Origin of the sequence: Pseudomonas sp. Pdm06, assembly GCF_014851795.1 — a bacterium.
Lineage (GTDB): Bacteria > Pseudomonadota > Gammaproteobacteria > Pseudomonadales > Pseudomonadaceae > Aquipseudomonas > Aquipseudomonas fluorescens_AA.
On sequence record NZ_JACVAH010000002.1, the window covers coordinates 90,990 to 114,047 of the forward strand.

The 23,058-nt window shown below is 61.4% G+C and carries 19 protein-coding genes; 10 read left to right on the plus strand and 9 right to left on the minus strand.

Annotated features, from left to right (window positions below):
• Positions 1 to 85 precede the first annotated feature (85 nt).
• From IB266_RS03620 to IB266_RS03630, 3 genes are all read right to left on the minus strand, one after another.
• Entirely contained in the window at positions 86 to 520 is a 435-nt protein-coding gene (locus tag IB266_RS03620) for a YqaA family protein (protein WP_092164390.1), read from the minus strand.
• Positions 520 to 966, minus strand: coding sequence for a DUF411 domain-containing protein (locus tag IB266_RS03625; protein ID WP_192260197.1), 447 nt, complete (start codon positions 964 to 966; stop codon positions 520 to 522). The genes IB266_RS03620 and IB266_RS03625 overlap by 1 nt, the downstream gene beginning before the upstream one ends.
• A 271-nt stretch (positions 967 to 1,237) precedes the next feature.
• A complete protein-coding gene (locus IB266_RS03630) occupies positions 1,238 to 3,232 on the minus strand; it encodes a methyl-accepting chemotaxis protein (RefSeq protein WP_192260198.1) in 1,995 nt (664 codons plus the stop codon).
• Between the two features lie 238 nt (positions 3,233 to 3,470).
• On the opposite strand from IB266_RS03630, the gene IB266_RS03635 reads away from it, so the two are divergent.
• Positions 3,471 to 3,659: a hypothetical protein gene (locus tag IB266_RS03635; RefSeq protein WP_042731964.1), complete on the plus strand. Its 189-nt coding sequence runs from the start codon at positions 3,471 to 3,473 to the stop codon at positions 3,657 to 3,659.
• Positions 3,660 to 3,668: 9 nt separating this feature from the next.
• On the opposite strand, the gene IB266_RS03640 is transcribed toward IB266_RS03635, so the two are convergent.
• Entirely contained in the window at positions 3,669 to 4,049 is a 381-nt protein-coding gene (locus tag IB266_RS03640; RefSeq protein WP_060742244.1) for a hypothetical protein, read from the minus strand.
• Between the two features lie 296 nt (positions 4,050 to 4,345).
• Between IB266_RS03640 and IB266_RS03645 the strand changes: the two genes are divergently transcribed.
• On the plus strand, positions 4,346 to 6,694 hold the full coding sequence (locus IB266_RS03645; RefSeq protein WP_192260199.1) for an acylase: 2,349 nt from the start codon (positions 4,346 to 4,348) through the stop codon (positions 6,692 to 6,694).
• Between the two features lie 175 nt (positions 6,695 to 6,869).
• Here IB266_RS03645 and IB266_RS03650 read toward each other — a convergent pair whose 3' ends face one another.
• Both IB266_RS03650 and IB266_RS03655 read right to left on the minus strand, forming a co-directional pair.
• Positions 6,870 to 7,874 carry a FecR family protein gene (locus IB266_RS03650; protein ID WP_192260200.1) on the minus strand — a complete coding sequence of 335 codons (1,005 nt, stop codon included), beginning with the start codon at positions 7,872 to 7,874 and terminating at the stop codon, positions 6,870 to 6,872.
• A gap of 167 nt (positions 7,875 to 8,041) precedes the next feature.
• Positions 8,042 to 12,871 (minus strand): dermonecrotic toxin domain-containing protein, encoded by a 4,830-nt coding sequence (locus tag IB266_RS03655; protein ID WP_192260201.1) that lies wholly within the window; start codon positions 12,869 to 12,871, stop codon positions 8,042 to 8,044.
• 210 nt (positions 12,872 to 13,081) lie between these two features.
• On the opposite strand from IB266_RS03655, the gene IB266_RS03660 reads away from it, so the two are divergent.
• On the plus strand, positions 13,082 to 14,113 hold the full coding sequence (locus IB266_RS03660) for an Ldh family oxidoreductase (protein ID WP_192260202.1): 1,032 nt from the start codon (positions 13,082 to 13,084) through the stop codon (positions 14,111 to 14,113).
• A gap of 92 nt (positions 14,114 to 14,205) precedes the next feature.
• Positions 14,206 to 14,919, plus strand: coding sequence for a GntR family transcriptional regulator (locus IB266_RS03665; RefSeq protein WP_003202123.1), 714 nt, complete (start codon positions 14,206 to 14,208; stop codon positions 14,917 to 14,919).
• A gap of 181 nt (positions 14,920 to 15,100) precedes the next feature.
• Here the strand turns inward: IB266_RS03665 and IB266_RS03670 are convergent, their stop codons facing one another.
• The 3 genes from IB266_RS03670 to IB266_RS03680 all read right to left on the minus strand — a co-directional run bounded on the left by IB266_RS03670 (position 15,101) and on the right by IB266_RS03680 (position 18,177).
• Positions 15,101 to 16,051 (minus strand): PDR/VanB family oxidoreductase, encoded by a 951-nt coding sequence (locus IB266_RS03670; protein ID WP_192260203.1) that lies wholly within the window; start codon positions 16,049 to 16,051, stop codon positions 15,101 to 15,103.
• Positions 16,048 to 17,133 (minus strand): aromatic ring-hydroxylating oxygenase subunit alpha, encoded by a 1,086-nt coding sequence (locus IB266_RS03675; RefSeq protein WP_192260204.1) that lies wholly within the window; start codon positions 17,131 to 17,133, stop codon positions 16,048 to 16,050. The genes IB266_RS03670 and IB266_RS03675 overlap by 4 nt, the downstream gene beginning before the upstream one ends.
• A gap of 138 nt (positions 17,134 to 17,271) precedes the next feature.
• A complete protein-coding gene (locus tag IB266_RS03680) occupies positions 17,272 to 18,177 on the minus strand; it encodes a LysR substrate-binding domain-containing protein (RefSeq protein ID WP_192260205.1) in 906 nt (301 codons plus the stop codon).
• Between the two features lie 157 nt (positions 18,178 to 18,334).
• On the opposite strand from IB266_RS03680, the gene IB266_RS03685 reads away from it, so the two are divergent.
• The 6 genes from IB266_RS03685 (at position 18,335) to IB266_RS03710 (ending at position 22,910) form a co-directional block, all read left to right on the plus strand.
• On the plus strand, positions 18,335 to 19,459 hold the full coding sequence (locus IB266_RS03685; protein ID WP_192260206.1) for an NAD(P)/FAD-dependent oxidoreductase: 1,125 nt from the start codon (positions 18,335 to 18,337) through the stop codon (positions 19,457 to 19,459).
• Entirely contained in the window at positions 19,449 to 19,778 is a 330-nt protein-coding gene (locus IB266_RS03690; protein ID WP_060742251.1) for a (2Fe-2S)-binding protein, read from the plus strand. Before IB266_RS03685 ends, IB266_RS03690 begins: the two co-directional genes overlap by 11 nt.
• Positions 19,771 to 21,144, plus strand: a complete 1,374-nt coding sequence (locus tag IB266_RS03695) for an NAD(P)/FAD-dependent oxidoreductase (RefSeq protein WP_192260207.1) — start codon at positions 19,771 to 19,773, stop codon at positions 21,142 to 21,144. The genes IB266_RS03690 and IB266_RS03695 overlap by 8 nt, the downstream gene beginning before the upstream one ends.
• Complete coding sequence (locus IB266_RS03700; protein ID WP_060742253.1) at positions 21,141 to 21,491, plus strand: RidA family protein; 351 nt, start codon at positions 21,141 to 21,143, stop codon at positions 21,489 to 21,491. The genes IB266_RS03695 and IB266_RS03700 overlap by 4 nt, the downstream gene beginning before the upstream one ends.
• A gap of 144 nt (positions 21,492 to 21,635) precedes the next feature.
• Entirely contained in the window at positions 21,636 to 22,418 is a 783-nt protein-coding gene (locus IB266_RS03705; protein ID WP_192260208.1) for an ABC transporter substrate-binding protein, read from the plus strand.
• Between the two features lie 69 nt (positions 22,419 to 22,487).
• Positions 22,488 to 22,910 (plus strand): GlcG/HbpS family heme-binding protein, encoded by a 423-nt coding sequence (locus IB266_RS03710; protein ID WP_192260209.1) that lies wholly within the window; start codon positions 22,488 to 22,490, stop codon positions 22,908 to 22,910.
• The last annotated feature ends 148 nt before the right edge of the window (positions 22,911 to 23,058 follow it).

Sequence of the window (23,058 nt, forward strand, 5' to 3'; positions counted from 1 at the left end):
GGTCAATCTCCTTGTGGCCGCCGCCGATCCTGGCGCGATCCGATTATGGCGACATTAACCACAGGCAACCGAACGGCCCGAATGTTCAACCCATCCAGCCCAGCGTGGCCAGGGCGAGAACGCCATAGCGCAAGCCTTTGGCAACGGTCACGATCAGCAGGAAGCGGCGCCATGGCTCACCCATCACCCCGGCCACCAGGGTCAACGGATCGCCGATGATCGGCAACCAACTGAGCAGCAGCGACCAGCGGCCGAAGCGCTGGTAATGCACGCGCGCCTTGTCCAGGTGTGTCGGGCTGACCGGAAACCAGCGCCGGTCCTTGAAGTGTTCCAGGCGCGTGCCCAGCCACCAGTTCACCAGCGAACCCAGGACGTTGCCGAGCGTGGCGACCCCCAGCAACAGCCAGACAGCATAGTGCTCGCTGAGCAACAGGCCGACCAACAAGGCCTCCGATTGCAGCGGCAGCAAGGTCGCCGCGCCAAATGCTGCCAAGAACAAGCCGATATAGGCTTGGCCCATCAGTGGGCCGGGTAATCCGCCACTACGGTTTGGGTCCCGTCTTTTTTCAGGCCGATCACTTGATAAGCGTCGCTCATGCCGTCCATTTCCATGCCGGGCGAGCCCATGGGCATGCCCGGTGCGGCCACACCGAGCAAGTCATCGCGCTTGCTCAGCGCCAGTACCTGGTCGGCCGGGACATGGCCCTCGACGAATTTGCCGTTGATTTCGGCGGTGTGGCAGGAGCGCAGGTTTGGCGCCACGCCCAGGCGTTGCTTGACCGAACCCATGTCGGCTTCGACATGGTCGTTGACCTTGAAGCCGTTTTCTTGCAAATGCGAGATCCACTTTTTGCAGCAGCCGCAATTGGCGTCACGGTGCACATCGATGGTGACCGGTTCGGCGGCCTGGGCCAGGGTGGTCATGAACAGGGCGCTCAAGGCGAGCAGGTGCAGGGGATTGGCCATGAAGGAGGTCTCGTGTCGAACGGTTTGGCGCAAGGATAACAGAGTAGCGAGCACGAGCTGACAGGGGGCTGAGGCGGGGATTACAGAATTGTCAGGTTGGGAGGGCGAATACAGTCCTGTGGGAGCGAGGCTTTGTGGGGGAAAGGCCTTGTGGGAGCAAGGCTTGCCCGCGATAGCAGCGCCTCGGTAGCAATTTGACCCCGAGTCGCCTGCATCGCGAGCAAGCTCAACTCCCACAGAAACTCAACTCCCACAGGGGGAGGGTGAGGTTTTAGCGAACCTTGAACCGACCCATGATCGCATTCACCCGTGTGTTGGCTTCCAGCAGTTGCCGGGTGTTGGTTTCGCTGGCCAGGCCACTTTCCACCAGTTCCTCCACCATGTGGCGGATTTGCACCATGCTGCGATTGATCTCCTCGGTCACCGCGCTTTGTTGCTCGGCGGCCGTGGCGATCTGGGTGCTCAGGCTGTTGATCTGGCTGACCGAGCCGGCCATTTCGTCCAGGCCCGAGTTGACGCGGGAGGTCGCGTCGGCGGCCGACTGGCAACTGGCCTGGGTGTTTTCCATGGCCGAGACCGACGAACTCACGCCTTGGGTCAGGCGGGTCAGCATTTCGTTGATTTCCGAGGTGCTGGCCTGGGTGCGGGCGGCGAGGGCGCGGACTTCGTCGGCCACCACGGCAAAACCACGGCCTTGCTCGCCGGCCCGGGCGGCTTCAATGGCGGCGTTGAGCGCCAGCAGGTTGGTCTGCCCGGCGATGGCGCCGATCACACCGAGGATCTCGGTGATGCGCTGAGCGTCCTGTTGCATGCTCTCGACCTTGCGGGTGGCGCTGGCCACTTCATCGATCAAGGCCACCACACTGTTGGAGGCCTCACCGACCACCACGCGGGAGCGATCGGCATGCTCGTTGGCGCGTTGGGTGAACGCCGCGGTCTCGGCCGCGTTTTGCGCGACGCTTTCAGCCGTGGAGCTCATTTGGGTGATGGCGGTCACGGTCTGGTCGGTTTCCGAGGCGTGGCGCATCAGGATTTCGCTGGTGTGGGCCGAGGTCCGCTGCAGATCGCCCAGGCTCGACGCCATGGCGCCGGTGGCCTGGGTGACTTCACCGATCATGCCTTGCAGGTAAGCGATGAAGCGGTTGACCGAGTGCCCGATCGCCCCCAGTTCATCCTCGGCCCGGATGGTGATGCGTCGGGTCAGGTCGGCATCGCCAGTGGACAAGGCGTCGATGTTGCCTTTGAGAACCTTCATGCGATGGGTCAACTGGCGGATCGCGTAAAGCTGCATCAAGACCAGCAGGATCACCATCGGGATCTGCAGCAGGCTCAGTGTGCTCAGTACATCATCGCGCTGGGCCGTGATCAGGCGGGTCGGCAATGCGGTGGCAAGGAACCACGGCGAACCTTCGATCGGGCGCATAAAGAAGGTACTGGCCTCGCCCTTGTTGTCGAACTCCACACGTTGCAGCGGCTGGTCGCGTTTGGCCAGGCCCGCCTTGACCTGGGCGGCGAATGGCGAGGTGGCCGCCAGTTCGCTGATGTTCTTCAGCACGATCGGCCCACTGATGCGCGAACTGTTGCTGATGATCTTGCCGTCGCCTTCGACGATCAGCATCTCGGCGCTCAGGTCGGCTTCCTTGCGTGCCACCAGCTCATTGAAGAAGCCCAGGGTCACGTCGATGGTGGAAACGCCGTAAGGCACGCCGTTTTTCTGGATGGCCATGGCGCAGTTGGTGCGTGGTTCGGCGCTGGCGTCGTCTTTATAGGCCGCGGCCCAGGCGCATTTGCCCGGTGGGGTGGCCATGCCGCCCTTGTGCCAGGGTTGTTCGTAATAGTTGGGCGCGGCGTCACTGTTCCAGAAGGTATTGACCACCAGTTTGCCGGACGCGTCGCGGTGCCAGAATGTGCTGAATTTGCTGCGTCCCTCGGCCCGCTGGTTGGGCAAGGGCCAGATCCCGCCGCCGAAGACTTTCAGCTCGCCGTACTGGTCCACCAGCCCCGGCAACACTTTGTCGATGGCATCGCTGTCGAGCAGCGGGATGGTCTGGGTAATGCTGCGTTGCTGCGCCTGCACCTTGTTCAGTTCGCCCTGGATCTGCTCGGCAACCTCGGCGATGCGGTTAAGTGCCACTTGCTCTTCCGTCTGGCGCAGCTTGGGCGCGACCAGGTAACTGATGCCCACCACGGTCAGGAGGGACAACACCAGCATGAAAATAACCAGAAACAGGGTATAGCGAGCCTGGATCGTTCGGAGTGAGGGCATACGAGGAATCCTTGCACGAAGGCGATTTTCTGGAACTGGCGAATGGGCAGTTCCGTATATATCGGCCTGGGGGGACGCAGCTTTAGGTGTCGGTAGCCAAGGGATAAAACGAGCGGATTGCACGAAGACGCGCCTTCGGCTGTACCATAGGGCCCCGTCGGTGAGTCGTCATTCCGGTAGATGAGGTATGGATCGGCAAGCCTTCGGATACAGAACGGATACATTCAGGAAATTGGCAATGACTCATTCGCAACGTTTGAAATACTCGATTCTGATCGTCCTCGTCGTCCTGGCAATCATGCTCGGGCTGTCCTGGATGCAGGGCAAGGGCATGATCAGCGAGCAGCTGTTTCAATACATCGCCATTGCCGTGGCGGTCATCGTGGTGGTGATCAATGGCGTGATGCGGCGCAAGGTCAAGCCCTGAACGCCGCCTTCATTCCTCGGCCTCGAGCACGGCCATCGCGCTGGGGTGCAGGCGGTAGCTTTTATCGGGGTTGAGGGTCACGACGCCCTCGCTGCACAGGCGCTTCAGCACCTCGCGCACGCTGAGAAAGGACAACGGAATGTCCAGCCCCAATAACTGGCTGTGCACACCACGCACGCCCAGGCAGCGGTTTTCGTGGGCGGCCTTGAGCAACGCGTCGATGACTTTGAGGCGAATCAGGCTGGTCCTGAGCCCGAAGCTCTTGAGCAGGCGCCTGATGTGGTCATTGCCGCCGCGCTCTGGCGGCCTCTCGAATTCACGGTGGGTGGCGCTCAGCGAGACGCCGGTCGGCCTTGGCTTGCCCTCCATGGGCAGTTGCGCGTTACGCATGCAGAAACTCCTTACCAGCCAGATCAGAAAAGGTCACGAATACTCTCCTGTTATAGGACGAACGAGGATGCGCAATCATGAGGGCGGTGATGTGAAAAAATTGCCCCTGCTTCGTCAAACCCCCGTATTCAAACGGCGTCCGGCCATTAATTTTTTTTCATCCGGTTCGTTTTCAAGGTAGGCACATTCCGGTTCAGCACACGGCGTGTGATTTCCCAGGCGGGCCGAGTGCTTGTCTACTGGCGCACCGGTAGCCGTCCTGGTTTCTGCAGTTTTCATCAGGAGTGAACGTGAGAATGTCCGGGCAGTTATCGAGGGTTGGCCTTGCAGGTGCTTTTCTAGGGATCGCCCTCGGGCTCAGCCCCGTGGTCAGTGCACAGGACGATGGGCAACAGGCCAGTGCCGAGATCCGTCGCACCCGTTTTGGCGTGCCACATATCCGGGCTCAGGACGAGCGTGGTCTGGGTTATGGCATCGGGTATGCCTACGCCCAGGACAATCTGTGCCTGCTGGCCAATGAGATCGTCACGGTCAATGCCCAGCGCTCGCGTTATTTCGGGCCCGAGCAGGTCACGGTCGAGCAGCGGCAGAACCGCGTCAGCGATCTGTTTTTCAGCTGGCTCAACACGCCGCAAGCGGTCTCCGGTTTCTGGCAGGCCCAGACGCCTCAAGTGCAACAACTGGTCGAAGGTTATGCGGCGGGTTACAACCGCGCGTTGGCCGAGCGCAAGGCCAAGGGCTTGCCCGAGCAATGCGCCAGCGATTGGGTGCGGCCGATCACTGCGCTGGACCTGGTCAAATTGACCCGTCGGTTGTTGGTGGAAGGCGGCGTCGGCCAGTTCGCCGAAGCCCTGGCTGGCGCACAACCGCCCCAGGCGACGGCACGCGCGCACGCCCCGGTCGCCGGTTTCGCCGCCGCCGCGACCCGGCAGCAGCGTTTTGCCCTGGAACGCGGCAGCAATGCCCTGGCCATCGGCAGTGAGCGTTCGTTCAACGGTCGTGGGATGCTGCTGGCGAACCCGCATTTTCCGTGGGTGGGCGGCATGCGTTTCTACCAGATGCACCTGACCATTCCCGGCAAGCTGGACGTCATGGGCGCGGCGCTGCCAGGCCTGCCGATGATCAACATCGGTTTCAGCCAGCACCTGGCCTGGACCCACACCGTCGACAGTTCCAAGCATTTCACCCTGTACCGGCTGCAGCTCGACCCGAAAGATCCGACCCGCTACCTGCTCGATGGCAAATCCGTGCCGATGAGCCAGCAGACGGTCGCGGTGGACATCAAGCAACCCGACGGCCAGGTGCAGACGGTTTCCCGCGTGGTCTATGGCTCGCAGTTCGGCCCGATCGTGCAATGGCCCGGCCGGCTGGACTGGGATAACCAGTTCGCCTATAGCCTGCGGGACGCGAACCTGGAAAACGATCGCGTGCTGGCCCAGTGGTACGCCATGAACAAGGCCGTCACCCTCAAGGATTTGCAGGACGCTGTCCATGAGATCCAAGGCATTCCCTGGGTCAATACCCTGGCGGTGGACGACCAGGGGCAAAGCCTCTACATGAACGTGTCGGTGGTGCCGAACGTCGACGCCGACAAGCTGGCCCGGTGCAGCGATCCCAGGGCCGGATTGCAGCTGATCGTGCTGGATGGCAGCCGCAGCGAATGTGCCTGGGGCAGCGATTCCAACGCAGTGCAAAAAGGCATTTATGCCGCCGACAAGCTTCCGCAGTTGCTGCGCCGCGATTACGTGCAGAACTCCAACGATTCGGCCTGGATGGTCAACCCTGCGCAGCCGTTGTCCGGTTATTCCCCGGTGATCAGCCAGCAAGGCCAGCCGCTGGGTCTGCGGGCGCGTTTTGCGCTGGAGCGGGTGGGCCAGTTGGCCAAGGATGGGCCGGTGAAGGTGGAGGATTTGCAGCGCATGGTCATGGACGATCAGGTTTACCTGGCTGACCAGGTGATGCCGGACCTGCTCGGCGTTTGCACCGGTGATCTGGGGGGCGATGCGCCGGCATTGGCCGAGGCCTGTGCCAGCATCAAGGCCTGGGATCGCAAGGCCGGCCTGAACAGCGGTCTGGGGTTTGTGTATTTCCAGCAGATCATGGAGCGGCTGCAGGCGGTGCCGGATTCATGGCGTGTTGCGTTCGATCCCAAAGACCCGCAACGCACCCCCCGCGGCCTGGCGATCGAGCGACCGCCGGTGTTCAAGGCTGTGCGCGAGGCCATGCTGGCTTCGGTGGAGGCGGTGAAGGTTGCGGGGTTGTCCAAGGACAGCCGATGGCAGGACGTCCAGGTGGCCAGCAGCGGCAGCCGACAGACGCCGATCCACGGCGGCCCCGGGGAGTTGGGCATTTATAACGCGATCCAGAGCGTGCCGGGAGCGAACGGCAAGCGGGAGGTGGTCAGCGGTACCAGCTACCTGCAAGTGGTGACATTTGACGGTAAAGGTCCGCAAGCCCAGGGATTGTTGGCGTTCTCCATTTCCAGCGACCCCGCTTCACCGTATTCGGCCGACCAGACCCAGGCGTTTTCGCAGAAGCAGTGGAGTGTGCTGCCTTTCACCGAACAGCAGATCAAGGCCGATCCGCATTATCAGGCCGTGATTATCCGTGAGCGTGATGAGGCGGGCAGGGTGGCGACGCAGTAACCGCTGTTGTGCTTGCAGGCGTCATCGCGAGCAAGCTCGCTCCCACAGGGGGGGGCTGCCCACACGTCCAATGTGGGAGCGAGCTTGCTCGCGATGAGGGCGGTACATTCCAGATCGAGGCAGATCTATCCACCGCTATCGCGAGCAAGCTTTGCTCCCACAGGGAGACTTTCAGTTATTGGACCGGCCGCTGCCCGATGGAATTGAGCACCGGGTTGCCGTCCTTGTTCTGGGTCAGGTAGACCGGCAGGACTTTGGGCAATGAAGCCACGAGGTTCTGTACTTCGCTGATATTGTAGACACCGCCGACACGCAGGCCGCCGGTGCTGTTGTCAGCGAGCATGACGGGACGCTCGAGGTAGCGGTTGATCAACGGCAGTGCATCGCTCAGGGCGAGGTCATCCAGTACCAGCTTGCCGTTGCGCCATGCCAGCGAGCTGTCGTTCGGGGGCGTTTCGCGGACTTGGGGCTGATGATCGCCCGCCTTGTAGCTCGCCTGCATGCCCGGCGAAAGTTGCAGGCCGTTACGGGTGAGCGCCTGGTTGCTGGTGACCCTGACCGAGCCTTCCACCAGCGTGACCCACACCTGGTCCTGGTACATCCAGACGTTGAAGCGAGTACCGGTCACACGCACCTGGCCTTGGCCCGCGCGCACGACAAACGGATGCTGTTTGTCATGGCTGACGTCAAAAAACGCCTCGCCCTTTTCCAGGGTGACCCGGCGCTCGTTCTTGTAGTTGGCGAAGGTCAGCTCGCTACCCAGGTTGAGTTCCACCTGGCTGCCGTCGCTCAGGGTGATATGGCGCACGCTCGTTCCGGCTTCGAACCGCTGGTAGGAATTGGCGATCCAGTCCAGGTTCCAGCCGGTGTAGGCGGCCAGGGGCAGGCCGACGACGAACACTGCGGCAGCGACAGCCAACCGGCTCCAGCGCGACCGGGGCCTGGGCGCTGGAGTGGCGGTGGCGGCTGCGGCCTCGACACGCGGCAGATGATCGGCAACATCCCAGATTTCCAGCATGGCTTCGTATTCGAAAGCATGCAGGGGGTCGGCATCGTGCCACTGCTTGAATGCCTGCCGTTCGGCATCGGTGCAGTCGACGGCATGCAATCGCATGCACCAATGGGCTGCGGCATCGGTAATGGCGTCGTATTCGGCTTCCGAGAGGGTATGTTCGGTCATTGATTCGTCCTGGTTTGCCGCATTCTAACCTTCGGCATGAGCTGCCGAGAACTGCCGTCATGGCGTTTGCGCATCAATGAGCCTGTTTTTTTCGCTCAAACATCAGTCGTAGCCTACCGTCGCATACTTTGCGTGAAAAAAAGATCAACAACCCCCTCTTGTGCAACTCACGGCACGGCAAGTTGCCGGGAGGGACTCGCATCGAGTTGCCGTCCTAATTCACAAATCAATAGCGTGATCGAGTCGGCGTTGCGGAGTATGACGTCGATGCGCTTGCCCGGCAAAATCGGATCCAGAAAATCATCGCGGGCGATGTCCATGGTTTTGGCGCCAGTGATCTTCAGGATCTCCCGGGTTGTTTCTTTGTATAAAGGCAGCAGCTCCAACTTCTTGTAGGTGTTTTCTGCGCTATCCCATTGCGTGAACAGTTTGGATTTTGGGGTGGTCAACGAAAGTCCGTTGAGTTGCAGGTCATTTTGCCTGGTGTATTGCACTTGCCCTGGATAAGTCGCTGTTGAAATCAAGTCGAGGAATGGCAGTACCGCGTCCAGATAGATGATATCGAAGGTGTCGAGCAGCTGATGGGAGATTTCATGGATGAAGGTCGCTGCCTGGGCATGGGCGTCGACATTAAAGGTGTCGGGGACGACGGTCTTGTACCAATCCAATCCCATGTCGAAGAAGAATTGTGTGAGGTAGATTCTTCCAACGGCGGCCGGTTCGAGCACGAATGCAGTGGCTCTGTCCTCCAGGTGTTTGAGGTGGCCGACAACGATGCGGTTCGCGTTTTGCAGTTCCCAGGTGGGATCGGCCAATGCCCGGCATATTGGCGATATCGCTGTCTCTAGTTTGCTTAGCAGACTGGCGTCGACGTTGCTGACACCAAAAAACAATTTAAGGTAGCTGTCCAGGCGGGAGCCTGGAAGAGCCTGTTGTTTGAGCTGATGGAGGTTGTGGAGGGCATTGAACGAGTAGAACCGCGCGGTCTCCAGGGCCTGCACGATCGCATTTGCCCGATGCTGATATTTCCGGCGTATTTCCGTCATGCCTCGCGCTTCAATATTCAGTGAACCTTTGGCTTTGAAGTCGCTATAGGTGATGGCCATCTTCGACCCGGCCTTGCCAAAGCGGATGGCTTGGCGTTGTGGGTCGATCCCCCATTTCCGGTCATCCGAGGAGTTTTTCAATAACGGCCCTTCGCCGTGTTCATGAATGATTCGCCAGGTTTGGCCGGCTTTTGCCACTTGAAAGACTTTGCCGGCCAAGGGGATGTAAAGCTTGCCGTTTTCCATGGCCTTGTAAGTTCCATCAACCAGGTTTTTTTGCAGGTTGGACAGACTGACGCCAGTGGCTTCGAAGACGCCCAGGTCGGTACGCAGTTGGCCGGTGGAAGCGATGTCCTTCCAGTTGAGCGTCGACGGGACACTTGGCAAGGCGGGTTCAACGGGATCGAGCAGACCGAATGTATCGTCGCGATTGAGCAGGCCCAGCGAGACCATCTCGGCGGCGCCGGCGATGAAGTTGTGCAAGCCGGCTTGCCAGTCACGTGCTTGCAGGGCCTCGGAAGAAGCCTTGAAGTCCTGGTAACTGTCCCACAGCGTTTCTATGAACGTCAGTTTGCCTGGCAACTGTCTTCCCACTAACCGGATGCCCGAGCTGAACAGGTGCAAGACGGTACTCCAGTCGAATTGGCGCTTGTCCTGTGCCTGGGAACCCAACAGCTCTGCCAGCAACCTCGTGTTGTCATCGAACAGCGTGTCGAGCAGGTTTGTGCGAACAGGGTTGGAACCCAGGGTGATTTCCGAAAGGTGCCCGAGTGTCGAAGCGAACAGGTTCTTGAAAATGGCTTGCTGGTCTTTGGGAAGCCGGCGGATCAGCAAATCCTGGAGCGCGCCGGGCGTGTTGAATGCCGCGACCACACTCGCTTCGTCCTTGAATTCGGCAAAGCAATGACCGGAGTGATAAGGGGCATACAGGACAAGGGGGTTGCTTGCCTGGGCGCTCGAACCCACCAGGTAAAGCCCAAGGGCCTTGACCGCCGCCGCGCCGCCGGTCTTGAGCAGTTCCACTGGGCGAAACACCGCGCTGGCGCCTTCGACCGCGCTACGGGCGATGGCGTCCGGCATGTCCAGTACCTGGCGAATCAGGTCGAATGCCTTGCTGGAGAGATGTTGCTGCAGGTGCCGGGCATGAGCGTGTTGCAGCAGTTGCCAGGGGAGTTGTCGGCGGAACCGTCGCTTCCTTTGCAAGACCGGCGCGGCAGAGCCGGACAGCGTGTCCATGACCTGTGCTTTATAGGCGGTGGGAATATCCAATGACGATAATATTTGCCTGACCGCCATCTCGTTCAAGCCGTCAGGCAGTTTGTGCGTGGAGGTTGACGAAATCTTGAAGCCGTTTCGGGTCACATCGACATGATGCAAGGCAAAGTCGGTCAACGCGCTGGCCGGCCCCACGACGGCAAGGTTCGGTGTGATCTGGAGGGTGTCGGGGTCGAGGTTTTTTCCAGGGAAACGTGCGTCCAGTGACGCTTTGAGCTTTTTATGCACGTAGGTGCGCAATGGCTCGATACCGTCGAGATAGTCCTTGGCATCGGCATCGACCACGCTGTTCTTGTACTGCTCGAGCAGTTCGATGTGCAGGCGTCGATCTTCCAGGGATGCCGTACCGAGCCAGGCGGGCAGTGTCTGTTGTCGCCTGTTGGCTTGGGCGATGTCCACGGCGCGCTTCAGATTGGTGGGCGCGCCTTTGGCCAGCAAGGCGTCGAGGCTGTTGCGCAACGCCGATCCGCTGAGTTTCCAATCCCCGACCTTCAACGTGCTCAAGTAATTGCGCTCGGTCTTGAACTGTTCGATGAACGAATTCATCCGATTCACCAGCACATTGTCTTCCAGCAGTTCATAGGCCTGGAGTTGGTAGCGTCCGTGGGGCAGGCGTTGAGCGGGCGCCAGGTTCGAGAGCCAGGCAAAGCGTTTGCCAGTGTCCAGCAGGTTTTTGTTCAATTGCTCCGTGGCCAGGTCGACGTTCGCAAAAGCCTGTAGGCCGCCGGCGGGGGACCAAAGGATGGCCATGCCCGAGTAGGGGGTATCCAGGCCGCCGCGCTCGGTCATTAAAAAACAGTTGGTCAGGTGTAGGGAAATCACGCGCTCTTCAGTACGGCACGTCAGCTTCAACGAATAGACATCCGGTTGAAAACCTCTGACGCCCAGGCGCTGCGTGCGGTCCGGGTAGTCGGCGTCGTAGGCGAAAACGTTCCTGATCAAGTCATGGGCGGCGGCCGGCAGCGTTGCGTCACGCTCCCTGAGTTCGGCCTCGGCCCGCAGGCCCAGTGAGAAAACGTTGGTCAGTTCAGGCTGCAGCTTGTCCAGCCCACTGTGCAGCAAGGCCGTGTTGGCGGGCGGCAGCTTGATGAAGTGGGTGTGAAAGGCGTCTTCGACATCGGTGTAGCTCTTGATCTTCCTTTCCAGTTGGTCGGCCATGAAGTTGGACGGTCGCAGGTCTCCGTAAAACACCGGTCGTGTGCCCCAATGCCCATCGGTTTTCTGATCCAGCAGGCTTTTGTTGATCAAGGCGCGGATATCCAGCGCCTTGTCGATGAGTGAATGGAGGTTGACGTCGCCCTGGCGGGACATTTCCAACGCGTAGTGCAAGTTGTCCAGCTGTTTGGCAATGATCGCGTCGGCCAGGGATTCGGCCACTGGCAAGTTCACCGATTCGCCCGACACTTGCGGCTGGTCGAAGCGCAGAAAACGGTTGCGTTCTTCCAGGCTCAAGAGGTTGTAGAGCGCTTGCCCGGGCTCGACTGTGGCGGGGGGCTTGAACAGCGCATCCTTGAAACCCAGGTAGTTGGCGACCTTCTGCAGGCCATGGCTGGGGGTGTAGAGATAATGATCCTTGCCGCTGATCATCAACGAACCCGCCAGTTCGACAAAGCGCGGCGCATATTCCCAGAGGCGAATCGTTTCGATGAACAGCAGTGGCTCTTCCCGGCGCGAAGGCCTGAACAGTCGAAGCAGCTCCTGGCTCTGGGCTTGGGTCAGTTGTCCTTTTTCGCGCTCGATCAGGATCGCGGCCCGCAGTGCGTCACGAATGACCCGGGCAAGAAAGTGGCGGCGCGACAGGTGGAAGGGGCTGTTCGCCTCCCAGTAGGCACTGATGCATTGGCTGAGTTTGGGGATCAGGTTCCTGGCCGTGGCCTTGATGATGTTTTCCCATTGTTGCGCCGTGTGCGCGCTCGTACCGGGGTGCGTCAGGTCGACGTCATGCCCGGCAGGCCAACCCTGATGGTGGAAGTACACCAGCACGGCGTCGCTCAGCGCAATGCTCTCAGTGACCGGAATTGCATGGGTATCGCCCAGCGGGACACCCTTGCGCAACGCCACGCGGGCCTGTCGTTGATCGAAGTCGGGAAGCCGCTCGTTCAATGCCTGGTCAAGCATCGAGGTCAGTGCGGGCAGTTTGATCAGCTCATCTACCATGGCCAGGGCATTGAGGCGCTGGGCGTATTCGATGGATTCGATCTGCGCCTTGAAAACGTCTTCGTTGATGATCTGGCTGGTTTGTGTGATGTCGGTCGTGCTGTTCAGTTCGCTGCGCTGGGAAATCGACAGGTAGCGAAACAGATCGTCGCGCCCCGCGGTGTCCTGCAGCATTTCATCGATCTTGTTCTCGAGGGCTTGCGGGTCGCTGAACTGGGTAATCCCCTTGTCCGGCGTGTAAAGGAACGCAGACTTGTGGTCGGCTGCGTCGTTATCTGGCAGGGCCTTGAGGGTAAAGCAGCCGGCCAATGGAATCGGTGCCTTGTCCTCGGCCTGGAGCAGGATTGTCTCGGCGGACATCGGCGGCATCTGCGCCGCACGTTGCGTATGGCTGGGCAGGGAGACATGGTGCAACCAGTCGAGGTCGGCCTGGGTCAGCCCGTGGGGAGCGGTCAGTTGGTCCAGGCGGGTGGCGTTCAATACCTCGGGAAATAGCAGTGGCGTGGTTTCAGTGGTCATCGTTGCTTCTCGATCAAGGCGCCGTGAATGGGGCGTAAGCGCTCAGACTAGGCAGCGATGGATGGGCAAAGGTGGTACATAGTTATTGCACACCGGGCTTCTTTGATCGGCAGTGGGGAAGGATTGACAGTACGCGCCTGAAACAGTGTTTAATCACCGGGCGGGTCCTTCACGCTGTTGCTACCTCCAACAATCATTCCGGAGCTTCAGATGTCTGCACCATCCGATCATGCCGCCTCTTGCACCCTGTCCTTCGATGCTCTGGTGAGCTTGCTGGAGAAGATTTTCCTGCGTCATGGCACGTCGACCGAAGTCGCCCGGTGCCTGGCTGAAAACTGCGCCGGGGCCGAGCGCGACGGTGCCCATAGCCATGGGGTGTTCCGCATCCCCGGTTATGTCTCGACGCTGAACAGCGGCTGGGTCAACGGCAAGGCCGTGCCGGTGGTCGAAGACGTGGCGTCAGGGTTCGTCGCGGTGGATGCCGGGAATGGCTTTGCCCAGCCAGCCCTGGCTGCCGCGCGGCCATTGCTGGTGGAAAAGGCCCGCAGCGCCGGTATCGCTGTCCTGGCCATTCGCAACTCCCATCACTTCGCGGCGCTCTGGCCGGATGTCGAGCCGTTTGCCTACGAAGGCCTGGTGGCGTTGAGCGTGGTCAACAGCATGACCTGCGTGGTGCCCCATGGCGCGGACCGGCCACTGTTCGGCACCAATCCCATTGCCTTCGCCGCACCACGGGCCGACGGTGAGCCGATTGTCTTCGACCTGGCCACCAGCGCCATCGCCCACGGTGACGTGCAGATTGCTGCACGCAAGGGCGAGTTGTTGCCGCCGGGCATGGGCGTGGACAGCCTTGGCCAACCAACCCGCGACCCCAAGGCGATTCTCGAAGGTGGGGCACTCCTGCCGTTTGGCGGGCACAAGGGCTCGGCATTGTCGATGATGGTCGAGTTGCTGGCGGCGGCCCTGACCGGGGGTAATTTTTCCTTCGAGTTCGACTGGAGCAATCATCCGGGCGCCAAGACGCCGTGGACTGGCCAGTTGTTGATCGTGATCGACCCCAGCAAGGCCGCCGGGCAAGACTTTGCCGAGCGCAGCCGGGAACTGGTCAGGCAGATGCATGGCGTCGGGCTGCGGCGGTTGCCGGGAGATCGTCGTCATCGCGAGCGCAGCAAGGCCAATGAGCAGGGGATTAGCCTGGACGAGCGGACTTTGGCGCAGTTGCGGGAATTGGCGGGCATTTGAGAACCACCGGCTTTTATCAAGGCCTTGCACTGCCGTGACACGTTGCGCCAAGCCTTCTACTATGACGGCTTCTTTTCTCTGGAATCGCCTGGATGAGTAAGCCCGGCCAAACGGTGCTGGTTGCGCTGCGCAAGATGATCGCCTCGGGTGAGCTGGCCGCTGGCGAGCGCTTGATGGAAATTCCCACGGCTGAGTTGTTCGGCGTATCGCGCATGCCGGTGCGCATGGCGTTCCGCACCCTGGAGCAGGAAGGGCTGCTGGTGCGCTTTGGCGGGCGAGGTTTTCAGGTGCGTTCGGTCAGTGCCGAGCAAATCGCCGGGGCTGTGGAGGTCCGTGGCGTGCTGGAGGGCCTGGCCGCACGGCAGACGGCTGAGCATGGCTTGTCTGAAGAAGCGCGCGCGATACTCGAGCAATGCCTGGTGCAGGGGGATGAACTGTTCGCCAAAGGTTATGTGACCGAGGACGACCTGGAGGTCTATCACGACCTCAACATGCGCTTTCATCAGGTGATCGTCGAAGGCAGCCACAACCCGGCGATCGCCGACGCCCTGGCTCGCAACGATCATCTGCCTTTCGCTTCAGTCACCGCCTTGGCGGTGGATCGCCAGAACATGGCCGGCGAGTTTCGCCGCTTCAACTATGCCCACATGCAACACCATTCGGTGTTCGACGCACTGATCAATCGCCAGAGCGGCCGTGCCGAGGCGATCATGCGCGAGCATGCCAATGCGACCCTGCGCTACGCCGAAGTGTTCGGCTCGACGCTGGCTGACGAGCGGATGACGGTGATTCTGCGTTCGGAGTAACTCGCCCGGCAGAATTTCTCTTACCCAGAGCCCTTGTGGGAGCGAGCTTGCTCGCGATGGCGTTGGCTCAGCAGCATTGATGGCGACTGACACACCGCTATCGCGAGCAAGCTCGCTCCCACAATGGTTTTTCGGGTGATTGCAGGATTTTTACTCACCACAACTCCCACAGTGTTTCGTGTTAGAGATCCAGCACCAGCAGCGGGGTCTTCGACCTGGAACAACACGGTGTGAACTGGTCGTTGCAGGCTTGTTCAGCCTCGGTCAGGAACATGTCCCGATGCTCCGGCACGCCTTCCAGCACGCGGGTCAGGCAAGTGCCGCACACGCCTTGTTCGCAGGAGATCGGGATCTCGATGCCATGGCTCTCCAGGACCTGCACCACGCTGCGGTCCGCCGGCACTTCGAAGACCTGGCCGGTGCGGGCGAGCTTGACTGAAAAGCTGCCGTCGGCACGGGTGTCGGTAGGGGCGGCGGCGAAGTATTCGCGGTGCAGGCGGTCTTCCTGCCACCCCTGGCCCTTGGCTGTGTCGAGGATGTGCTGCATGAAACCACCGGGCCCGCACACGTAGAGGTGCAGGTCGTTATCGGGTGCGGCCAGCACCCTGGCGGCGTCCAGCAGGGTTTCTGGTGCTTCATCGAAATGCAGAAACACCCGGTCAGCGTAAGGGGCCTGGCGCAGGCGCTCGACAAAGGCAGCACGGTCTCGGGAGCGGGCGCAGTAATGCAGCTCGAACGCTGCACCGCTCTGGGCCAGGTGCTCGGCCATGCACAGGATCGGCGTAATGCCGATGCCTCCGGCAAACAGCAGGCTGCGCCGGGCGTGGGGCGCAAGGGAAAAGAGGTTGCGTGGTTCGCTGATGCGCAAGCGCATGCCTGGCTGGATCAGCTCATGCAGGCTGCGCGAACCACCACGGGACGCCGGGTCCTTGAGCACGCCAATGAGGTAACGATGCCGTTCCTCGGGATGATTGCACAGCGAGTACTGGCGAATCAGCCCGTCGGGCAAGTGCACATCGATGTGGGCGCCAGCGGTGAAGGCCGGCAATGGCTCGCCATCGACACGGGTCAGCTCGTAGCTGCAGATGTCCAGGGCTTCGTTGTGCCGCGCCGCGACCTGAACTTCGATCATGGCCGTTGCTCCACGGGTTGTGGCTGATGGGTACTGGCAATCAACCCCGCCTGGGACTCGCGCTCACGGGCGATCCAGCGTTCCAGCACCCGGCGTGACTGCACGCCACCGGCATCGATGTTGAGCTTGAGCAGGTTGCGCTGCGGATGGTCCAGCAGGTTGCGCTGCTGGCGTTCGAGCATTTCCAGGTCTTCGCTGAAAATCTTGCCTTGGCCTTCGCGAATGGACGCGGTGAGGGCTTCATCCTGCGGCTGGAAGTGCCGGGCCATACCCCAGAAATACCAGATCGAGGTCTCGGTTTCCGGTGTGATGAAATCCACCACGATGCTCGACGCCTTGAACTGCGGCGCGGCGTGATAACCGCCGTTGCCGGCATGGGCCACGCCCACTTCGATCAGCACATGGCTGGGCGGGGTGAAGCGGCAGATCTGCCAGCGGTCCACCGGCACGTCATCGGCCAGGTTGTTGCCGCGCAGGGCCATGCGCCAGAACGGCGGGGCCATGATGTTTTCCATATGGCGGGCGGTGACCACTTCATCGCCTTCGACGGTGGTCACTGGCGGCGCCTCGTCGATTTCCTTCTGGCCGATGCTTGAGGCGTGGACGTAGGTTTCGTGGGTCAGGTCCATGAGGTTGTCGATCATCAGGCGATAGTCGCACTGGATGTGGAACAGGCCGCCACCGTAGGCCCATTCATCGCTTTCAGCCCATTCCAGATGATGGATCAGTGCCGGGTCGGCCAGCGCCTGGTCACCGGGCCAGACCCAGATGAAGCCATACCGTTCCTGCACCGCGAAGGTCTTGTTGCAGGGAAATCCCCGTACCCGTTGCCCCGGCATTTCGACGGTCTTGCCATCAGCGCCCATCACCAAGCCGTGATAGCCGCACACCAGGTTGCCGTTTTCGACGTAGCCCAGGGAGAGCGGGGCGCCGCGATGGGGGCAGAAGTCTTCCACGGCTGCGACCTTACCTTCATGGCCCCGGTAAAAAACCATCTTTTCACCACAAATCTGCCGGCCCAGGGGTTTGTCGGCGATTTCATCGGGGGTGCAGGCAACGTACCAGGCATTTTTGGGGTACATGACGGATCTCCAGGCGGATGTTGTTCTTGTCTGTGGATCCATTAACTCTCTTAACTAATTTAATTGTCAACGGTTTTGCTGGATAAATGGATGATTGGCTTGTTCAGTGGATCCATTGATTGCCGGTTTACGAGCGCGTCAGAACCGGTAGGCCGCCGGCACCTGCGCCTCAATGAATCGCTGCATGTGCTCCAGAAAGCTGGCTTGCAGCCTGGAAACCGGCCCCTGGATGGGCAGGAGCATGCTGAAGTCCATTTCTATCGCCGGTTCGAAGGCCCGGAAGACGATGCCCTGGCCGCGGTACTCGACGGCACTGATGGCGTCCACCAACGCCACGCCCAAGCCTTGTTCGACGAATGCGCACATGGGCAGCGAGAGTTGGGTTTCCAGCCGCAGCTCTCGGTCCACGCCATGGGCGGCGAAGATCGCATCGATGTGTTGGCGCGAGGCAATCGACTGCGGGTAGGAAATGAACGGTTCGCCTTGCAAGTCTTCCGGGCGGATCGTGGTCTGGTCCTGCAAGCGATGGCCAGCGGGCAGGGCGCAGAGCATGCGCGTTGCCAGCAGTTTTTCGGCGCGGGGGCTTGGGTACGTATTAGGCAATACGATCAGGCCCAGGTCGCAGCGCTGACCCACCACCAGGTCCACGACTTCCCGGGACGAATGCACCACCAGCGAGATCTGTACCTGATCGTGTTCGGCCATGAACGCGGCAATCGCCCGAGGTACGAATGACAGGCCCATGGCCGGTGCGCAGGCAATGTGCAGCGAACCGCGCTTGAGCGTGCGGATGTCCTGGGCGGTGCGCGCGATGCGTTCCACGCCCAGTAACGAACGTTGCACTTCCTGATACAGCGTCATGGCCTCGGCGGTGGGTTGCAACCGTCCCTTGACCCGGTCGAACAGGCTGAAACCGATGTCCTCTTCCAGGCTGGCGATCAGCCGGGTCGCCGCCGGTTGTGAGATGTGCAGCATTTCGGCGGCGCGGGTCACGGTCTGGCCCAGGATGACGGCGCGAAAGGCTTCCAACTGACGGAGATTCATGGTGCGGACCAACCCATAACAAAAAGACATGAGGTTGCCAAAATAAAGCATTTTTCAAGGCGTTGTCATCGCCCTAGGATCGACCGAAAGCACTTGAACCAGCCATAGGCCGGCACCTGATTGAATCATCGGCGCCGAAAACAGCGATCCTAAAGCCATGCTAAAAACTGATGTCATTGTCGTAGGGGGTGGCCTGGTGGGCATGTCCATCGCCTATGGACTGGCTTTGCTCGGGCGCCAGGTGAGCGTGCTCGACGAGGGCGATGACGCTATTCGCGCCGCCCGGGGCAACTTTGGTTTGCTCTGGGTCCAAGGCAAGGGCTACCGCATGAGTCCGTATGCCCAGTGGACGCGGGAATCGGTGGCGCTCTGGCCTCGGTTTGCCGCGGCGTTGCAAGCCGATACCGGCATCGACATTCATCTGCGCCAACGGGGTGGCTTCCAGTTGTGCCTGAGCGACGCGGAAATGGCCGAAGAAAGCCGTCGGCTGGATTGGCTGCGCGATGCCTTTGCCGGCGACTACCCCTTTGAACAGCTGGACGCCGCGCAACTGCGCGCGCGCTTACCCGGCATTGGGCCGGATGTGGTGGGCGGCTGTTTTTCACCCATGGACGGTCACGTCAACCCGCTCAAGCTGCTGCGCTCGCTTTTTGCCGCCTGCCAGTCTCGCGGGGTCAGGCTCATCAACGGCCATCGTGTCGATGCGATCGACGCGATTGCCAAGGGGTTCGAGCTGCGGGCTGGAGCGCAGTGCTGGTCTGCCCGCCAGGTCGTGCTGGCCGCCGGCCTCGGCAATCGGGCGCTGGGGGCCATGGTGGGGTTGGATGTACCGGTGCAGCCGAATCGTGGCCAGATCCTGGTCACCGAACGGCTCGAGCCATTTCTGCATTACCCCACCACCTATGTCCGCCAGACCGACGAGGGCACGCTGCAGCTGGGTGATTCTCACGAGTCGACGGGCTTGGATGACGGCACCGGCAGCCAGGTCATGGCCGCCATTGCCCGGCGCGCGGTGCAGTGCTTCCCGCGCTTGGGCCAGGTACGACTGGTGCGGGCCTGGGGGGCGCTGCGAGTGATGAGTGCCGATGGCTTTCCAATCTACGAAACACCGCCAAGCTGCCCGGGGCTGTCGGTTGTCAGCTGCCACAGCGGCGTGACGCTGGCCGCTGTCCATGCCTTGCGCCTGGCGCCGTGGATCGCCGGCGAATTCGATGATTCGGCGGTGAAGCCATTCGGGCTGCAACGTTTCAACTTGCCAACAGAGGCGCGCCATGTCTGCTGACAGTCTGTTCCGGCCATTGGCCTCGGAAGATCACACCGTGCAAATCGAATTCGAAGGCACGCCCTTCACGGTACCCGCCGAGGTATCCCTGGCGGCGGCGCTGCTGGGTTGCGGCATCCGACACACCCGCGAGAGCGCCATCAACGGCCGCCCCGGCGCGCCTTATTGCATGATGGGGGTGTGCTTCGAATGCCTGGTGGAGGTGAACGGACAAGCCAATACCCAGGCCTGCCTGGTGCCGGTGCGTGCCGGCATGCGCGTGCGTCGTCAACGCGGGGCCGTTTGCCTGGCACCGTGGGAGGAGGAGGGCGATGAGTAACGCGGTCATCGACCTGATCATCATCGGCGCTGGCCCGGCGGGAATGAGTGCTGCGCTCGAAGCCAGGCGCCACGGCCTGTCGGTGGTCGTGCTGGATGAGCAGGCCAGTCCAGGCGGGCAGATTTATCGCCAGGTGCTCCAGGCTGACGCACGTCGCCGCGCCGTATTGGGTGACGACTACGGGGCCGGGGCGACATTGGCCACCGACTTTCTCCAATGCGGTGCTCGCTATTTGCCCAATGCGGCGATCTGGCAGGTGACGCCGCAGTGCCAGGTGCATTACCTGGTCGAGGGGTGCGCCGAAGTCTTGCAAGGGCGCCACCTGTTGATTGCCACGGGGGCTTTCGAACGGCCGATGCCGATTCCCGGCTGGACCTTGCCGGGCGTCATGACCGCTGGCGCCGGGCAGATCCTGCTCAAAGGCGCGGCCATGGTGCCGGCCACGCCCGTGGTACTGGCCGGGTGTGGTCCATTGCTTTACCTGCTGGCGGTGCAATACCTGCGTGCCGGCATCGTCCTTGAAGCCCTAGTGGATACCAGCCACCGAAGCGATCTGCTGCGGGCCTGGCGACACATCCCCGGTGCGCTGCGCGGTTGGCGCGACCTGCTCAAAGGGCTGGGGCTGCTGACGGAACTCAAGCGGGCCGGCGTCCGGCATTTTCGCGGCGCGAGCAACCTGCAGATTGAAGGCGCGGATCGGGCCTGCGCCTTGAGCTTCGACAGCCAAGGCCGTTCGCAGCGCATTCGCGCCGATTTGATCCTGCTGCATCAAGGCGTGGTGCCGAACACCCAGGTCAGTTGGTCGTTGCGCCTGGAGCATGATTGGAGCGAGCAGCAGCTGTGCTGGGTGACCCGCCGCGACCAATGGGGTGAAAGCAGCATGCCGGGCATTTTCATCGCCGGTGACGGTGGCGCCATCGGCGGAGCCCAGGTGGCTCAACTAGAAGGACGCCTGGCCGCGTTGGCCATTGCCGGCCAGCAGGCGCAGGCGCGGCCCCTGCAATACGCACTACGCCGCGCCCGCGCCGCACGGCCACTGCTCGACGCCCTGTATCGCCCCCAGGTCGGCAATCGTATCCCCGCCGACGACGTCACCGTGTGCCGCTGCGAAGAAGTCAGCGCCGGGGACATCCGCCGCTACGTCGACCTGGGTTGCCTGGGGCCCAACCAGGCCAAGGCCTTCGGCCGTTGCGGCATGGGCCCGTGCCAGGGACGCCAGTGTGGTCTGAGCGTCACCGAAATCATCGCCGAACGCCGTCACGTCTCACCCACCGAGGTGGGCTATTACCGCATCCGTTCGCCCCTCAAACCCATCACGCTCGCCCAATTGGCGGGCGAGCGTCTCTCTGTCGAGGAACCCTCATGAGTATTCAACGCATCGAAAGCAACCCACGCCTGAGCCGCAGCGTCGTGCACAACGGCGTGGCCTGGCTCAGCGGTGTCGTCGCCGCCGATTGCAGCCAGGACATCCAGGGTCAGACCCGCCAGGTGTTGCAGCGGGTCGATGAACTGCTGGCCGCGTCCGGCAGCGACAAGCACAGGCTGCTCAGTGTGCAGATCTGGATGAAAGACATGGTCCGGGATTTCGCGGCGATGAACGCGTTGTGGAGTGACTGGGTCGATGCCGCGCACACCCCGGCGCGGGCCACCGCCCAAGTGGCCTTCGACGATCCCGAGATTTTGCTGGAGTTGATTGTCACGGCGGCGGTCTGAGGCCGCCGGCCGGATCACCGTTGTGCTGTCACCGGGTAGGCAACCGCCAGAGTCGCCGCCCGGGCTTGTTCACATTGCTGCTGCCATAACGGGCGACTTCTGTGGAGCGCCCGAACTCAATAACATCGCATCTGGAGCAAATGAATGAACGTTAAACGCATTGCCCTGAACCTGGGTTTCATCTCGCTGCTGGCGTTCGGCGCGAGCCTGCAAGCCGCCGAATCATCGCTGCGTATCGGCATCGAGGCGGCTTACCCGCCATTCGCCTCGAAAACCCCGGACAACGCCATCGTCGGCTTCGACTATGACATCGGCCAGGCATTGTGCGCCGAGATGAAGGTCCGCTGTGTCTGGCAGGAGCAAGAGTTCGATGGCTTGATCCCGGCGCTGAAGGTGAAGAAGGTCGATGCGGTGATTTCCTCCATGTCCATTACCCCGGAGCGCTTGAAGTCGGTGGATTTCACCGACCGCTACTACCGGATCCCGGCGCGCCTGGTGTTTCGCAAGGGCAGTGCTATCAACGACATCCCGGTACAGCTCAAGGGCAAGCGGATCGGCGTACAGCGGGCGACCAACTTCGATCGCTATGTCACCGATCACTTTGCCCCGGCGGGTGCCGAAGTAGTGCGCTATGGTTCGCAGAATGAAATTTTCCTCGACCTGCTGGGCGGACGCCTGGATGCGACCATGGCCAGTTCGGTGGTGATCGATGAAAGCCTGCTCAAGCGTCCCGAGGGCAAGGATTTTGAATTTGTCGGGCCCAATTTCACCGAAGAACAATACTTCGGCACGGGTATCGGCATTGCGGTACGCAAGAACGATGCGCTGGCGGGCCGCTTCAATCAGGCACTGGCGACCATTCGCGCCAACGGCACCTACGACAGGATTCGCCAGAAGTACTTCGATTTCGATATCTACGGTGAATGACGTTCGAGGCTGTTTTTTTGCCCGCAGGTCTAGCCTGCGGGCTTCCTGTGACACAGCACGGAGTGATCCATGAAAAGCAAAGCGGTACTCACTGAACAGGATGTCGCGCAGTTGCTTGTGGCGGCCAAGGAACTGGCGCACCAGCGCCAATGGGCCGTTTCGGTCTGCGTGGTGGACGACGGTGGCCATCCCCTCGGGTTGTTGCGCCTGGACGATGCCTCGCCGTTATCGGCCTACATCGCGACGGAAAAAGCCCGCACCGCCGCCATGGGGCGGCGCGACAGCAAGGTTTTCGAAGACATGATCAATGGTGGTCGCTACGCGTTTCTCAGCGCTCCGCACCTGCAGGGCATGCTTGAAGGCGGCGTGACCATCCGCCACGACGGCCAGTGCGTCGGCGCTATCGGGGTGTCTGGGGTCAAGGCCGAGCAAGACGCCGAATTGGCCCGACTGGCGGTGGAAGCGGTGCTGCCTATCACCCCGCAAGCCTGACGCTGAGGACGAGGCTGATAACCTGTGGGAGCGGGCTTGCTCGCGAAGGCGGTGTATCAGTCGATGCATGGGGTGGCTGATACACCGCCTTCGCGAGCAAGCCCGCTCCCACCCAATTGCACAAATCTTCCAGACGTCATCCCTACGA

Excerpts from the sequence above, each read along its gene's own strand:
- IB266_RS03620 (WP_092164390.1), bottom strand. The coding sequence starts at position 520 with ATGGGCCAAGCCTATATCGGCTTGTTCTTGGCAGCATTTGGCGCGGCG.
- IB266_RS03625 (WP_192260197.1), bottom strand. The coding sequence starts at position 966 with ATGGCCAATCCCCTGCACCTGCTCGCCTTGAGCGCCCTGTTCATGACC.
- IB266_RS03630 (WP_192260198.1), bottom strand. The coding sequence starts at position 3,232 with ATGCCCTCACTCCGAACGATCCAGGCTCGCTATACCCTGTTTCTGGTT.
- IB266_RS03635 (WP_042731964.1), top strand. The coding sequence starts at position 3,471 with ATGACTCATTCGCAACGTTTGAAATACTCGATTCTGATCGTCCTCGTC.
- IB266_RS03640 (WP_060742244.1), bottom strand. The coding sequence starts at position 4,049 with ATGCGTAACGCGCAACTGCCCATGGAGGGCAAGCCAAGGCCGACCGGC.
- IB266_RS03645 (WP_192260199.1), top strand. The coding sequence starts at position 4,346 with ATGTCCGGGCAGTTATCGAGGGTTGGCCTTGCAGGTGCTTTTCTAGGG.
- IB266_RS03650 (WP_192260200.1), bottom strand. The coding sequence starts at position 7,874 with ATGACCGAACATACCCTCTCGGAAGCCGAATACGACGCCATTACCGAT.
- IB266_RS03655 (WP_192260201.1), bottom strand. The coding sequence starts at position 12,871 with ATGACCACTGAAACCACGCCACTGCTATTTCCCGAGGTATTGAACGCC.
- IB266_RS03660 (WP_192260202.1), top strand. The coding sequence starts at position 13,082 with ATGTCTGCACCATCCGATCATGCCGCCTCTTGCACCCTGTCCTTCGAT.
- IB266_RS03665 (WP_003202123.1), top strand. The coding sequence starts at position 14,206 with ATGAGTAAGCCCGGCCAAACGGTGCTGGTTGCGCTGCGCAAGATGATC.
- IB266_RS03670 (WP_192260203.1), bottom strand. The coding sequence starts at position 16,051 with ATGATCGAAGTTCAGGTCGCGGCGCGGCACAACGAAGCCCTGGACATC.
- IB266_RS03675 (WP_192260204.1), bottom strand. The coding sequence starts at position 17,133 with ATGTACCCCAAAAATGCCTGGTACGTTGCCTGCACCCCCGATGAAATC.
- IB266_RS03680 (WP_192260205.1), bottom strand. The coding sequence starts at position 18,177 with ATGAATCTCCGTCAGTTGGAAGCCTTTCGCGCCGTCATCCTGGGCCAG.
- IB266_RS03685 (WP_192260206.1), top strand. The coding sequence starts at position 18,335 with ATGCTAAAAACTGATGTCATTGTCGTAGGGGGTGGCCTGGTGGGCATG.
- IB266_RS03690 (WP_060742251.1), top strand. The coding sequence starts at position 19,449 with ATGTCTGCTGACAGTCTGTTCCGGCCATTGGCCTCGGAAGATCACACC.
- IB266_RS03695 (WP_192260207.1), top strand. The coding sequence starts at position 19,771 with ATGAGTAACGCGGTCATCGACCTGATCATCATCGGCGCTGGCCCGGCG.
- IB266_RS03700 (WP_060742253.1), top strand. The coding sequence starts at position 21,141 with ATGAGTATTCAACGCATCGAAAGCAACCCACGCCTGAGCCGCAGCGTC.
- IB266_RS03705 (WP_192260208.1), top strand. The coding sequence starts at position 21,636 with ATGAACGTTAAACGCATTGCCCTGAACCTGGGTTTCATCTCGCTGCTG.
- IB266_RS03710 (WP_192260209.1), top strand. The coding sequence starts at position 22,488 with ATGAAAAGCAAAGCGGTACTCACTGAACAGGATGTCGCGCAGTTGCTT.